Raw genomic sequence first — 14,124 nt, 5'->3', positions numbered from 1 at the left:
GAGCCGGTCAGTCGGCGCCCGACCCTCTCGGTGGCAGACCGAGCGCGACCGCGGTGTGGGCTTCGGTGAGCTCACGCCGGAACCTCCGCACGTCCCGCGCCCATGCCTGAGCGAGCGAACCGTCGGCGAGTTCGAGTCCGATCCCGCGCCGACGACGAGGGACACCGTGGAGTTCACCCAGGGCGCGAGCGCTCTCCCAGTCCTGGGCGTCGGGGCCGTTGTTCTCAGGGTAGATGGTATCGATCTCGTCGAGTGCGATGATCCGAACACCCTGTCGCAGAGTCAGTTCGGTGAGTTCGACCGACACATGTCTACGCGCGGCGATCACCTGCACGACCGAGAAGCCGATGATGATCAACCCGAAGATGATCATCACCGGCCAGTGCACCTGCCCGGGTCCGCTGATCTCCATCGCGAGGACCGCTCCGATCAGCACCGGCCCGATGGCCACCACCCACCAGCTTCCGCCGGGCTCGTAGAAGAGCACCTCGCCGCGATCCTCGGGGATGGGATGGGGATCTGGTTCGGCGGACTCGGTCTCATCGGACGACTCGGGTTCAACGGACAACTCGCTCGCGTCGGGCACCGGTGCATCGGCGCCCGCTTGCGGCGCGGCGGTCTCGGTCTCGGCGGGGTCGTCGTCGGGAACGGGCGCACGATCGGTCACCGTCCCGGCCGTCCACGTTTCTTGCCCGCGGGCTTCGACGTCTGGGCTTTCTGCGGCTTTCCCTTCTTGGTGTCGGCGGGGCTCTTGCCGGTGAACCAGGCGTCCCCTTCGGGGCGGTAGGCCAGCAGAGAGCCGAACAGACCGATGATCGCCGCCAGCAGCGCACATGCGAGCAGGGACGCCGCGAAACTCAGGATGAGCAGCATGATGACCGCCACGAGGGTCAGCGCGGCCAGCGACGAGCGCCAGCGTTCGTCACCGGTGTAGGCCTTGGTGCCGATGAATGCCTCGGCGGCGCCGATCGCCGCGATCAGGACACCGATACCGACCGGCAACAGAGTCGGACCTGGCGTGATCACCGCGAGCACGACGTACCCGATGCCCAGGATCATCAACAGCGCACCGGCCAGCAGCCAACAGCGATACGCCCAGACCACGACGTGGGGGCGCTGGGCGGGATCAGGTTTCGTCACGGTGGTGCTGTCCTTTATCGAGCGAGACGGTGTCGTCGGGGCGGTGGTCGTTGTTGCGATGGTTGGCGGATCAATCATCGGGCGTATCAATTTTCGGGCGTATCGATGTCGCGCTGGCCGGTGTCGGTCGTCGGGGGGTTCGGGGTCGGGGTCGGGGTCGGGGGGTTCGGCGGATAGCCGGTCGACGGCGGGTACTCGCCCGGCGACGGGTAACCCGGAGGCGGAAATCCCTGCGACGGTGTATAGCCCGGCGGGTAGCCCTGCTGGGGGTAGCCCGGTGTCGGTGGATACGGCGTACCGATCATCCTGGGTGCACTGCGGTACTGCGCCATGTTCTTGCAGTAGGTGTCGGACTCACGACGCAGCAACAGCACCACAGCACCCAGGGCGGCCACGCCACCGATCACGTTGGGGATCATCGCCCAGCGCGGCGCAATATCGCCGAACAGGGTGAAGAACGTACTGATCGCCAGATACAGGCTGATCGCGCCGAGGATGAAGCGCGCCCAGTTGAAGCCCCTGCGGGTGAGGATCAGCAGCGCTACGGCGACGCCGACCTCGATGATCGTGGTGACCACGACGATGCCGACGATGAGACCACCGGAGGTGATCATGTCGTACTCAGCAGAACCCGGACTGTAGCTCTGCTTCGCGACTTGGCGATACATGTCGCGAGTGGCCCCGAAGGTGGCGATGACGGTGACGACGTGCGCGACGATCACCGCGAGCCACAGCTCGGAGGCGATCACGATCGACTCGACGAGTTTGGGTTTCGCACCCTCCGCGGCATCGGGCTGCAGCCCGGTGCCGTGGCCCGGGTCGGTGGATGCTGACATGGGTACCAGGGTAATGAACCCGGTGCCGACAGCGCCCTCCCTCCCAACGACAGCGCCCTCCCTCCCGCCGACAGCGCTCTCCCTCCCAACGACAGCGCCCGTCTCAACGCCGACAGCGCTCTCCCTCCCAACGACAGCGCCCCTACTCCCGCCGACAGCGCTCTCCCTCTCAACGACAGCGCCCTTGCTCGCGCCGACAGCGCTCGACTCGTCGAACACGACATCAGTAGGCTCCCCGCGCATGGAGGGCGGCGACGATCTCCCTGATGATCCCCATCGGATCTCGGAGCCGGACCTTGTCGATGTAGATCATGATCCAACCGGCAGCCTCCAGCATTCTCCGGCGCCGTTCTCCATACGCCACCTGCTCCGGCGTCGAATGGAACTCCTCCCCGTCGTACTCGATCCCGATCTTGAGTTCCGCGTATCCCAGGTCGATTCGCGCGTACACGATGCCGTCGGCGTCGGACACCTCGATCTGAATGTCGGGAGTGGGCAACTGGCCGCGCACCGCGATCAGAAACAACCAGGCCTCGGGAGGAGACTCGAATGCCGGATTGATGTACGGCAGCACTTCCCGAAGCTGACGAACACCACGTCGTCCGGGCCGCTCATCAACGTATCGGCCCAGCTCCGCGACAGAGAAGTCTGTTGCACGGGCCAGGGCACAGAGATATCCCAACGCACGCCAGTCGGGAGCAATGCGCCCGATGTCGAATGCGGTCCGCACATGCGAGGTCACCAGCACCCCGTCGACGTCGACGATGTCGTCGTCTATGAGATCGGTCCGCGTGATCTGCGTGAGGCCGCTCCCACGGTTGCACCCCGTCGGATGACGGATCAGGTCGATGGTGAAATCCGCGTCGTACCATCTGCTGCCGTGCAGGATCGTAGCGGCCGTCGAGCTGACGATCGGCTGACCACCGGTGTCCGCGACGACCGCAGCGATCCGCTGTGCCGCTGTGAGAAACGTGTCCCGCGGAACCAGTGCGTCACCGTGCAGTCGCCGCAGGCCGACGTCGAGTTCGTCGGCGGTCAGCCCGGAGCGCGTCAGCGCCTTCTGTATTCCTTTGTCCGAGGTGCTCGGTGTTATAGGTCTTCGTCGCATAGGGGGTTTGACGCAGCACAGAGGCACAAGGGTCCACCGCATCGGCGATCTGTGGAAAGACATCAGCGCTGTCGACGAGAGGGAGAGCGCTGTCGACGAGAGAGAGCGCTGTCGACGAGAGAGAGAGAGAGAGAGAGAGAGAGAGCGCTGTCGACGAGAGAGAGCGCTGTCGACGAGAGGGAGAGCGCTGTCGACGAGAGGGAGAGCGCTGTCGGCGTTGAGACGGCGCTGTCGGCGTTGAGACGGCGCTGTCGGCGTTGGGAGGGGCGCTGTCGGCGGGTAGGAGGGAGGGCACGCTCAACCTAACCGCGCGGCGACCTCCGCAGCCCAATAGGTCAGGATGATCTTGGCGCCCGCACGGCGAATCGAGAGGAGCGACTCCGCAATCGCGGCATCGCGGTCGATCCAACCGCGTTCGGCGGCGGCGGTGATCATCGAGTACTCACCCGAGATCTGGTAGGCGGCAACGGGAACGTCGGACATCTCGGCGACGTCGCGGACGATGTCGAGATAGCTCATTGCCGGCTTCACCATGACGATGTCGGCGCCCTCGTCGAGGTCCAGTCTCACCTCACGCAACGCCTCGACCCGGTTGGCGCCGTCCTGCTGATAGGTTCGCCGGTCGCCCTGCAACGACGACCCGACCGCCTCACGGAACGGCCCGTAGAACGCCGACGAATATTTGGCGGCGTAGGCGAGAATGCCGGTGTCGGTGAACCCCTGCGCGTCAAGCGCTTCACGGATGGCCGCGACCTGGCCGTCCATCATCCCACTCGGGCCGAGCAGATGGGCACCGGATCGGGCCTGGGCCAACGCCATCGACACGTACCGGTCGAGCGTGGCGTCGTTATCCACCCGACCCACCTCGTCTAAGACGCCGCAGTGACCGTGGTCGGTGAACTCGTCGAGACACGTGTCGGCCATCAACACGGTGCGATCACCGAGATCCGACCGCAGCTCCGACAGCGCGCGGTTGAGCACACCGTCGGGGTCGTCGGCACCCGAACCCACGGCATCTTTGTCACCGGCCGCGGGCACCCCGAAAAGCATCAACCCGCCGACGCCGGCGCGCACCGCCTCATCGGCGGCTTTGCGCAGCGAGTCGAGGGTGTGTTGCACCACACCCGGCATAGACGTGATCTCGCGCGGCGCGTCGATGCCGTCGGCGACGAACATCGGCAGCACGAGATCGCTTGGCGCGAGCGTCGTCTCGGCAACGAGACGGCGCATCGCGGCACTGGTGCGCAGTCGGCGGGGACGGATCACCGGGGCCATCGCCACCCCCTAGGACCGCGACCGCCGCGACTTCTTGCGCGGCGGCGGCAACGCCCCCTCGGCCCGCAGTCGGGCCGCGTGTTCGGCGAGTGCATCCACAAGTTCCGGGATGGACGCGTTCTCCGGCTGCACATCGACGCGCAGCCCGAATTCCGTTGCCGTTTCCGCGGTCTTGGGACCGATACACGCAACGATGGTGCGCGCGTGCGGCTTTCCGGCGATCCCGACGAGATTGCGGACCGTCGAGCTCGAGGTGAAGCAGACTGCGTCAAAGCCGCCGGTCTTGATCATCTCGCGGGTCTCGGCGGGCGGCGGTGCCGCACGCACGGTGCGATAGGCGGTGACGTCGTCGATCTCCCAGCCCCTCTCACGCAGCCCCTCCGAGAGGGTCTCGGTGGCGATATCTGCCCGCGGCAACAGGATTCGGTCCACCGGATCGAATACGTCGTCGTACGGCGGGAAGTCCTCGAGCAGACCGAGTGAGGACTGCTCACCCGACGGCACGAGCTCGGGATTGATCCCGAAGGCCCGCACCCGCTCGGCCGTGGCTTCTCCGACGCAGGCGATCTTGACCCCGGAGAATGCTCGCGCGTCCAGTCCGAACTCGGCAAACTTCTCCCACACCGCGCGCACCGCGTTGGTAGAGGTGAACACCACCCACTGATAGCGTCCGTCCACCAAACCCTTGACGGCCCTTTCCATCTGGGCCGGGCTGCGCGGCGGCTCGACCGCGATGGTCGGTACCTCCTTGGGGATCGCGCCATGACCGACGAGTCGCTCACTCATGTCGGCGGCCTGATCCTTGGTGCGCGGCACCAGAACCGTCCAGCCGTAGAGCGCGCGCGACTCCCACCAAGAGAGCTTGCCGCGCTGGCTGACGACCTTGCCCACAGTGAGGATCAACGGACCGGTCAGCGCATTGCCCTGCTCATTGAGCGTGGCCAGCGTCGCCTCGATGGTCCGCTGCGCGCAGGTGGTGCCGTTGATGGTGATGGCGACCGGCGTCTGCGGGGCCAGCCCATGCTCAGTGAGCGCGCTGGCGGTTTCGGCCAGGTGCCCGGACGTGGCGTGCAAAACCAGCGGACCAGGCGATGCTGCCAACGCCGCCCAGTCGACGCCCTCGGCACGGACGTCGGCGACGGTGTGGCTGGAGCCGAGTGGCATGCCGGCGTAGCTGGGCACCACCGACGCGGCGGGCAGGCCCGGCAGCACCTCGAAGGTGACCGACGTACGCGCCACGGCATGAACCTCGGTGAGTACCGAGTCGGTGGTCAGCGGGTCCCCGGAGACTACGCGCACCACGTCGTCACCGGCCTTGGCGGCCGCGACGAGGGTCTTGGCAACCTCACCGGGATCACCGAGCGCCGGGCGAACCACCTGGTCGGCATCGGTATCGGCGTGTACGGCCTCGCCGCGCTGGTCGGCGCCCGACTCAAAGCCGGCCGGCTTGCCCTCGGTTGCACCGCCGGACCCCGACTTCTCTGCGCCCGCTTTCTGTGCGGTCTGCTTCGCCGACTTGCGCCGGTCGTCAGCGGACTCCTCGTGGTGCGCAGCACCAATCATGGCGACCACCGTGGCCGGTACATCAGGGTCGACGTAGGCAGTGGTCGCGGAGGCGATGACGCTCCGCGCCCGGACGGTCAGCAGGTCTGGGTCCCCGGGGCCCGATCCCACGAAAAAGATCCGCCCCGGATTGGCCTTCTTGGTCGTACGGCTCATGCGTTCGCACTCTCCTGCCCTCATCCGCTGAGAGCTGTGTGTTCCTCACCGGAACTAGGAAGAGTCGACGAGCTCGTCCGCTCCCAGTTCCAGCAGTTCGGCCGCGAGATCCCTGCCCAGTTGGACGGCACGATCCACCGGACCCACCACCGAAGCGCGAATCACCTCGGATCCGTCCTCGGCCGCCACCGCCGCCCGTAGCGACAGTTCGACGAAGATGCGCCCATCGTCATCGAGCGACTCAACCACCTCGGCAATCGCCCCGACCGGAGCGGTGCACCCGGCTTCCAGCGCCGCGAGCACCGCGCGTTCGGCGTCGACCGACGCACGGGTGGACTCGTCGTCCAACTCGGCAAGAGTTCTCACCAGTTGGGCATCGTCGGAGCGACACTCGACGGCCAGCGCCCCCTGCGCCGGTGCCGGCAACAGGACCACCGGGTCGAACGCCTCGGTGACCTCATCGGCCCTTCCGATTCGCACGAGTCCGGCACGCGCGACGACGACCGCATCGAGTTCGCCGCTGGCGACTTTGCCCAACCGAGAATCAAGGTTGCCTCGTAGGGGGCGGATTTCCAAACCGAGACCCAATGCTCTAAGCTGCGCCGCCCGCCTCGGGGCCGAGGTACCGATTGTGGATCCCGGCGGTAGCTCCCCGAGCACCTGACCACGCTTGCTGACCAGGGCATCTCGCGGATCCTCACGGGGCGGGACGGCCGCGATGATCAGCCCCGGATCAGGAGCGGTGGGCAGATCCTTGTAGGAGTGCACGGCGACGTCGACCCGCCCGTCATGCAGGGCGTTGCGCAGTGCGGTGGTGAACACGCCGACGCCGATCTCGGCGACCGGGGCCGCCGATGCGTCGCCCGCCGTCGTGATGATCACCGATTCGGCCGGATGGCCTGCTGCGATGAGTGCATCGATGATCGTCTGGGTCTGGGTGCGGGCCAGCAATGACCCCCGGGTGCCGACACGAATGACGGCCCGGTTCTGCGTATCGCTCAACGTTCTCCCTGATCGGGGGTGGAATCAAGACCGGTGGGACGTTCGCTCCCGGCCTGGCCCAGCCCGGTCTCGGGAGCACTGACGGCCTCGGCCGAGCCCGGCTTGAGCTCGAACAGCTCACGCAGCGCCTCCGCGTAATGATCACCACCGGGCGTCGAGGCGAGTTGTTTGACCCGTACCGTCGGCGCGTGTAGCAGCTTGTCGACGACCCGACGCACCGCCTTGGCGACCTCGTCGCGCTGCGGATCGTCGAGCCCGGGGAGTTTGGTCTCCAGACGCAGGATCTCGGCCTCCACCACGTCGGCGGCCCGCTGCCGCAACGCCGCGACGGTCGGGGTGACCTCGGCCTGACGCTGTGCGGTGAGGTAGTCGGCGAGCTCGCCGGCAACGATCGACCGGGCGGCGAGGGTGTCGGCCTCGGCGGCCTCGGCCTCGGCGTGCCCGCGGAGTCCGGCGATGTCGACCACGTGCACACCGGGCAGACGCGCGGCGGCCGGATCAACATTGCGCGGAAGTCCCAGATCGCAGATGACCATCGGATTGTCGGCGTCGGCTCCGCGCGCGGCGAGCGCCGAATGCACGTCACCGACCCCGATCACCGAACCGACCGAACCGGTGCAGGCGACAACGACATCGGCCTCGGCCATCACCGCGGGCAGGTCGTCGAACCCGACGCCGTCCACGTCGATGCCGTGGTTGGCGGTGATATTGGCGGCCAGGTGTTCGGCATTGGCCACTGTGCGATTCACCACGGTCAGGTGGGTGACGCCCTCACGGGCGAGTTGCGCGGTCGCGAGTCCGCCCATCGCCCCCGCGCCGACGACGACCGCCGAGGTCATGGGGCTGTTGAGCAACGACTGGGCACGGTGCAGGGCCACCGACACGACCGACGCGCCGGCCCGGTCGATACCGGTTTCGGTGTGCACGCGCTTGCCCACCCGCAGCGCCTGCTGGGCCAGCTCGTGCAGCACGCGGCCGGTGCTGCGGTTGGCGTCGGCGTCGAGGTAGGCGTTACGGATCTGACCGAGGATCTGTTGCTCGCCGACGACGAGCGAGTCGAGGCCGGCCGCGACGGTGAACAGGTGCTCGACGGCGGCTTCGGAATAGCGGACGTAGGCGTGGCGGGTGAGGTCGTTGACGCTCATTCCCGAGTGGTCGCCGATGACCTTGCCGACGGCCTCGAGCGCGGGGTGGAAAGCATCGACGACGGCGTAGATCTCGACGCGGTTGCAGGTGGAGACGAGCATCGCCTCGGAGATGGCCAGGGAATCGAGTAGTTCGTCGACGAGTTTAGGCCGGTCGTCGTCGGAGACCGCGATCCGCTCGAGCACCTCAACGGGTGCGCTCCGATGCGAAACACCGAACAACAAGACACTCACGCCGTCACCGTCTTCATATCCCCTACCGGTCCGCCACTGCGCGCAACTGATCGGCATTGCGGGCACCGAGTGGGCCGCGCGATGCCGTGAAGGCCAATACCTGTAATTCCAAGGCTAGATCAACCTGCCGGACGACGACATCGGAGTCGACGACGAGCCCTACCGGCGTCACATTGAGAAGCTGCCGCACGCCGACCGCGGAGAACGCGTCGGCGGCGCGCTGTGCGTGCTCATCGCCGGTGGCGACCACGCCGATGTCGACCGGTCCGAGCGATGGATCGGCGCACACGGTCTCGATGTCGTCGAGCGCGGCCACCGCCGGCGTGTCGGGAGTCAGGCGCCGTCCGATGGTGTCGGGGTCGTCGTCGAACAGTGCGGCGACGACGAAGCCTCGTCCGACACCGGTGTGGGCGAGCAGCGCGCGCCCGAGACGGCCGGCGCCGGCGAGGACCACGGTGGCGATGGTGTCGGTGTGCAGCGCGATGGAGATGCCGGCGGTGAGCTTGCCGACGTCATATCCCACGCCACGCACTCCGTTGGCGCCGACGTACGACAGGTCCTTGCGCAGGATCGCTGGATTCACTCCCGCGGCGGTGGCCAGCTGGCCACTGGAGGCGACGAGAACGCCGCGCCGGGAGAAGGACCGCAGGACATAGAGATAACTCGCGAGACGGGCGACGGTGGGGTCGGGAATGTCGCCGGACTCCGAACTGATGCTCACTGCCGCACACCCACTCCCACACACCCGGGCGGACGGCCGTCGTCGCCCGCGTCGATGCCGATCAGCGTATACCCGGGTCACGTCGCGGCCGGGTACGACCCCGCCGATCGTCGCGCCCAGGCCGCGATCAGCGTCGGGCGAGATCGGCGCGCAGCCGGGCCTCGTCGACCTCCCAGTAGCCGTGTTCCTCTCCGTCGAGCAGGATCACCGGCAGCCGATCGCCGAACTCCGCACGCGGCTCGACATCCCCGTCCGCCGCGGCGGCATCGACATCGACGACCTCTAGATCGGCGCCCTCCTCGGCACAGATCCGCGCCAGATCGTCGGCGGCACGCGCACACGCCGCACACCCGTCGCGGCTGAGCAGGGTGACGATCATGATGGGCTCCTCTCGATACCGGCCCCGCGCAGGGGGCGACGGCCTCACCTCATCGACCCGATGGGATCGATGAGGACCAGTCTGCCGTCTGGTCACTCCGCACCCCCGCTAGGCTGTACCCGTCGAGCCCCAACCGCCCGTACGGGCCGTCGCGGAGGTGTGAACTGTGGGTGTGACCTCTGACGGTGACACGAATTCGACCGGTGAGACGAACCCGGCCGCCGACACGGACCCAGCCGAGGTACCGGATACCGAAGGGAACCGTGCAGAACCCTCCGGCGACGATTGGGAAGCCCAGGCCGACCTCGTCGATGGGGGCGTGCACTTCGAGGACGACGATCACGGCGACGACCCCGACGACCACGACGCCGACGACGAGAGCCATCGGGTCACCGCGTGGCTCACCGAACGCGCCAGCGCGGCCGGCGGGCGCTTTCGCCAGACCGCACAGGAGTTGCGGCAGTCACTCGCCGGTGAGGCCAGCGCGAAGGCCGCCGTCGACTCGTTGCGCGCACGCCCACCGGCCGACGGCAGCCCGGAGGCGCCCCGCGATCTCACCGCGGCCGCCTTCTTCGACGTCGACAACACCCTGGTACAGGGCGCCTCTATCGTGCATTTCGCGCGCGGCCTGGCAGCCCGAAAGTACTTCTCCTACAGCGACATCGTCGATTTCGCCTGGACCCAGGCGAAGTTCCGGATCACCGGCAAGGAGAACGCCAACGATGTCGCCCAGGGACGCGAGAAAGCGTTGAGCTTCATCGCCGGGCGCCCCACCTCCGAACTCGTCGAACTCGGCGAGGAAATCTACGACGAGTACATCGCCGACAAGATCTGGCCCGGCACAAAGGCTTTGGCGCAGCGACACCTCGACGCCGGCCAACAAGTGTGGCTGGTGACGGCCACCCCTGTCGAACTCGCCCAGACCATCGCCGCCCGACTCGGACTGACCGGCGCGCTCGGTACCGTCGCCGAGAGCCACAACGGGGTGTTCACCGGACGACTCGTCGGCGATATCCTGCACGGACCCGGCAAGGCACATGCGGTGCGCGCGTTGGCCATTCGCGAGGGACTGAACCTCAAGCGGTGCACCGCCTACTCCGACTCACACAACGATGTCCCGATGCTCTCGCTGGTCGGCACCGCGGTCGCAATCAATCCCGACGCCGATCTGCGTGACGTCGCCAAGGTCCGCGGCTGGGAGATGTATGACTTCCGGACCGCCCGCAAGGCCGCGAAGTACGGCGCCGGAACGGCGTTGGCCCTCGGGGCGGCGGGCGGCGGGGCGGCGGCGGTCACCCGGCTGTGGCGGCGGCGCTGATATCACCCGGCCCGCACCCACCGACCGACCATCAGCCCGCCGACTCCGCGATCAGAGTGCGACGACCTCGCTGGCCGGGTCGATGAGCACCTTCGCATGATGCTCGGCCGAGCCGAGGGCATCGAACGCTGCTGCGACACCGTCCAATCCGATGGTCGCGGTGACAAGCGGGGTGACGTCGACATCGCCGCCGGCAATCATCTGCAACGTGTCATGGAATTCGGCCGGGTCGTAACCGAAGACGAACCGCAGCTCGAGTTCCTTGTTGATGCCCATTGCCGGGCGGATGGCGTCTGATTCCATACAAACCCCGACGACCACGATCCGCGAGCGCAGCGGCGCGCCGGTCATCACCTGCTCGATCATGCCGGGCACACCGACACATTCGAAGACGATCGGCCCCTTCGGAGTGGCCCCGAGCTTGTCGGCGAGGTGAAAGACCGTGGCCCAAGGCACCACCGGGATGCGGCGCAGTGTACGCATCCCGTCGAAAGCAGCACCGAACAGATCCGACGCCCGCGACATGTACCGACCCTTGTCGACGACGGCGTCCCACGGCGAGTCCACGGTCGGGTCGACGACGAGGTCGGCACCGACCTTTCGCGCGAGATCACGCCGGCCCGCCGACAGGTCGCTGGCGATGACGGTGCGCACCCCGGTGGCCTTGAGTATCAGAATCACAGCCAAACCGATGGGACCGCAACCGATCACGACGGCAACGTCACGGCGGCCGACCTCACCACGCCGGACCGCGTGATAGGCGACAGCCATCGGTTCGGTCAGGGCCGCCTCGTCGAGGGAGACAGTGTGTGGGACCTCCATCGTCATGTCCTCGGACACGATGACGAAGTCGGCGTAGGCACCGGGGGCGTGTTCGGACAGGCCCGTCAGATGCGGATCGGAGCCGTGGCGCACCATCGGCAACGAGACCACTGCGGTACCCGGCTCCCACTTCTTGCGGCATCGGGGTCCGTAGGAGACGACCTCGCCGACGAACTCGTGGCCCATGATCACCGACTGGTCGGACCGCATGAACGCGTCGTAACCGACGGCGGCGGCGACGTCGGCGGTCTCGTCGCCGTGTAGGCGAGCGTGGAGGTCTGACCCGCAGATCCCGGCACGGCGGACCCGTAGCAGCACCTGCCCCACTCCCGGTTCGGGTGCACTGACATTCTGCACACTCAATTGCCCCTGGTGACAGACGACGGCGCGCATCAGGCAACGTTCCTTCCGGAACTCGCGGCGAACTCGGCGGCGGCGACCCCGGCGTTGCGCAGTGCGGTCAGCGACACCATGAGTTCCGATCGCGCGTCGCCGGCCGGTCCCGCGGGTGTCGGTCCGGGCGCGGCCGGAGCTGCGGCCTCCTGGGCGGCCCAACGCTGCTGCTGGCGGCGCTGCACGCGAGGGCGCACCGAACTGGCCACGGCCGCCCGGTCGGCGGTCCTGAGCAGACTCATGTCATTTCCCTTCAGAGGTTCGAGCACTTCGGTGTGGTCGAGTGCATGCAGGAGTTCGCCGGCGACGATCAGGCCCTCGGCGACGACGCTCCCGCCGTCGGCCGCCCATCGACGCACCTGCTCCACGATGGACAAGTCCTGGTAGACCACGAGTACGGCCACACCCTGCGGGTCGCAGGATCTGGGCCGCGGTCGCGACGTCGTCGGCATCGCGATGAGTCCGGTTGGGGCACTGGCGAAGTCGGGCATTCCGGCCGCAATGGCATCGACCGCCGCGACCGCACCGTCGGCGGCGCGCCGGACGAACTCCACGTTGAGGATTCCGATGCGTCCGGCGTCGGCGAGGGAGGTGAATCCGGAGGCCGGAACCGGAGGCGATCCGAAGGCGACGACGATGTAGCTGAGTGGAGGCAGTTCCGCATCGGAGAACATGCGCCCAATCTATACCGGCCCACACATACCCGAAGGTGCGCTTTGCGAGGGGCGGCGTCAGCCGAAATAGACGCTGCCGCGCCGCGAGAGCATACGGAACAGCGTCTGCTGGATCTCCTCGCGGACGTGGTCGGTAAGGTCGAAGACCACCATCGGGTCGTCGGCGGAGGCGGCGTCGTAGCTGTCGGTCTCGATGGGCCGACCGAAATGGATGTGCCACTTGGACGGCAACGGGATCAAGCCCAGCGGGCCGAGCCACGGAAAGGTCGGTGTGATCGGCACGTAGGGCAACCCGAGCACCCGTGCGAGCGGCTTGAGGTCGCTGATCATCGGGTAGATCTCCTCGGAGCCGACGATGGACACCGGGACGATCGGGGCGGCGTTACGCAGCGCGGTGGTGACGAAGCCGCCACGGCCGAATCGCTGCAATTTGTAGCGATCCTTGTAGAGCTTGCCGATGCCCTTGTATCCCTCCGGCCACACCGCGGTGAGCTCGCCCTGGCGCAGCAGTCGGTCGGCGTCGGCGGTACAAGCCAGGGTGGCACCGATCCGGCGTGCCACCTCACTGACACCTGGCGAATCGAATGCCATGTCGGCGGCCAGGATTCGCAGATAACGGCCGGTCGGATGATTGTCGCGGACGGCCAGCGAGGTCATGATCGCGTCGATCGGGATCGACCCGGCGTGGTTGGCCACGAGCAAAGCCCCACCGTCGACGGGCAGGTTCTCCACCCCGGTGACCTCGACCCGGAACCACTTCTCGTAGACCTGCCGGATCGCGGGAAACCACACCGACTCGGTGAAGTGCGGATCGAAACCGAAATCGTCGACCTCGTAATCCCCGGTCATCCGCTCACGGATGAAACCCGCTGTGGCGGTGAGTGAGTCGGCGACGGCGTTGCGGATGCCACCGAGACTGAACAGCGGCGAGGACCGCACGCGCCCATGCTCGACGCCAAGACTGTCCTCGACGGCGATCTCGTCACTGATGGGCGTCACTGACGCGGGCTCCCGACCGAACCCGTCGGTGTTGGGATGACCCATCGGCTCATAACGGGGCGGCTCGGTCGAACGAACCGGCCCCGGTTGCTGGCTGGGATGACGACCCCTGCCTGCGTCCAGACCGGACTGTCGTTCGGACGAGGGCGCCGAACTCGCGTAGAGCTGAATGACCTTCGCGGTGCGCGTATCAGGTACCGGACCACCCCCCACGCTCTCACCCCCACAACCCTGATGTCGATGCACAAGCCGGACATTGTCGTCACTGTCTACGCCTCAACGATAGCCCTGCCACGGGCGGCGTGTTCGACACCGGACGACCTGCTGACCTCCCATGATACTCGGCTCGCAGCGGGGTC

General features: G+C 67.4%; 14 protein-coding genes. 1 reads left to right on the top strand and 13 read right to left on the bottom strand.

Going from position 1 to position 14,124, the window contains the following annotated elements; translation table 11 throughout:
• Positions 1-7: 7 nt before the first annotated feature.
• From EF294_RS02280 to EF294_RS02230, 10 genes are all read right to left on the bottom strand, one after another.
• Positions 8-667, bottom strand: coding sequence for a hypothetical protein (locus EF294_RS02280; protein WP_123925396.1), 660 nt, complete (start codon positions 665-667; stop codon positions 8-10).
• Entirely contained in the window at positions 664-1,140 is a 477-nt protein-coding gene (locus EF294_RS02275) for a hypothetical protein (protein WP_246007629.1), read from the bottom strand. The genes EF294_RS02280 and EF294_RS02275 overlap by 4 nt, the downstream gene beginning before the upstream one ends.
• An 86-nt stretch (positions 1,141-1,226) precedes the next feature.
• Positions 1,227-1,976 carry a hypothetical protein gene (locus tag EF294_RS02270; protein ID WP_246007628.1) on the bottom strand — a complete coding sequence of 250 codons (750 nt, stop codon included), beginning with the start codon at positions 1,974-1,976 and terminating at the stop codon, positions 1,227-1,229.
• A gap of 223 nt (positions 1,977-2,199) precedes the next feature.
• On the bottom strand, positions 2,200-3,084 hold the full coding sequence (locus EF294_RS02260; RefSeq protein WP_123925395.1) for a hypothetical protein: 885 nt from the start codon (positions 3,082-3,084) through the stop codon (positions 2,200-2,202).
• A gap of 297 nt (positions 3,085-3,381) precedes the next feature.
• Positions 3,382-4,359 carry a porphobilinogen synthase gene (gene hemB, locus EF294_RS02255; protein ID WP_123925394.1) on the bottom strand — a complete coding sequence of 326 codons (978 nt, stop codon included), beginning with the start codon at positions 4,357-4,359 and terminating at the stop codon, positions 3,382-3,384.
• A gap of 9 nt (positions 4,360-4,368) precedes the next feature.
• Positions 4,369-6,078 (bottom strand): bifunctional uroporphyrinogen-III C-methyltransferase/uroporphyrinogen-III synthase, encoded by a 1,710-nt coding sequence (locus EF294_RS02250; RefSeq protein WP_123925393.1) that lies wholly within the window; start codon positions 6,076-6,078, stop codon positions 4,369-4,371.
• 54 nt (positions 6,079-6,132) lie between these two features.
• Positions 6,133-7,080 carry a hydroxymethylbilane synthase gene (hemC, locus tag EF294_RS02245; RefSeq protein ID WP_123925392.1) on the bottom strand — a complete coding sequence of 316 codons (948 nt, stop codon included), beginning with the start codon at positions 7,078-7,080 and terminating at the stop codon, positions 6,133-6,135.
• Entirely contained in the window at positions 7,077-8,459 is a 1,383-nt protein-coding gene (locus EF294_RS02240) for a glutamyl-tRNA reductase (RefSeq protein WP_123925391.1), read from the bottom strand. Before EF294_RS02240 ends, hemC begins: the two co-directional genes overlap by 4 nt.
• Before the next feature lie 22 nt (positions 8,460-8,481).
• Entirely contained in the window at positions 8,482-9,180 is a 699-nt protein-coding gene (locus EF294_RS02235) for a redox-sensing transcriptional repressor Rex (protein ID WP_123925390.1), read from the bottom strand.
• 127 nt (positions 9,181-9,307) lie between these two features.
• Positions 9,308-9,559, bottom strand: coding sequence for a glutaredoxin family protein (locus EF294_RS02230; protein WP_123925389.1), 252 nt, complete (start codon positions 9,557-9,559; stop codon positions 9,308-9,310).
• A gap of 166 nt (positions 9,560-9,725) precedes the next feature.
• On the opposite strand from EF294_RS02230, the gene EF294_RS02225 reads away from it, so the two are divergent.
• Positions 9,726-10,877 carry an HAD family hydrolase gene (locus EF294_RS02225; RefSeq protein WP_123925388.1) on the top strand — a complete coding sequence of 384 codons (1,152 nt, stop codon included), beginning with the start codon at positions 9,726-9,728 and terminating at the stop codon, positions 10,875-10,877.
• A 51-nt stretch (positions 10,878-10,928) separates the two neighbouring features.
• On the opposite strand, the gene EF294_RS02220 is transcribed toward EF294_RS02225, so the two are convergent.
• From EF294_RS02220 to EF294_RS02205, 3 genes are read right to left on the bottom strand one after another with little or no spacing between them, the layout of a single operon-like run.
• The gene (locus EF294_RS02220) at positions 10,929-12,092 is read right to left on the bottom strand and encodes a zinc-binding dehydrogenase (protein ID WP_123925387.1); all 1,164 of its coding nucleotides are present in this window, start codon (positions 12,090-12,092) and stop codon (positions 10,929-10,931) included.
• Positions 12,092-12,766 (bottom strand): hypothetical protein, encoded by a 675-nt coding sequence (locus EF294_RS21800; RefSeq protein WP_246007627.1) that lies wholly within the window; start codon positions 12,764-12,766, stop codon positions 12,092-12,094. The genes EF294_RS02220 and EF294_RS21800 overlap by 1 nt, the downstream gene beginning before the upstream one ends.
• Positions 12,767-12,823: 57 nt before the next feature.
• Positions 12,824-13,978, bottom strand: coding sequence for a lysophospholipid acyltransferase family protein (locus tag EF294_RS02205; RefSeq protein WP_123925386.1), 1,155 nt, complete (start codon positions 13,976-13,978; stop codon positions 12,824-12,826).
• Between the last annotated feature and the right edge of the window lie 146 nt (positions 13,979-14,124).

This window comes from Gordonia oryzae (genome assembly GCF_003797185.1).
Taxonomy (GTDB): domain Bacteria; phylum Actinomycetota; class Actinomycetes; order Mycobacteriales; family Mycobacteriaceae; genus Gordonia; species Gordonia oryzae.
This window is presented reverse-complemented; position numbering and strand designations above follow the sequence as displayed.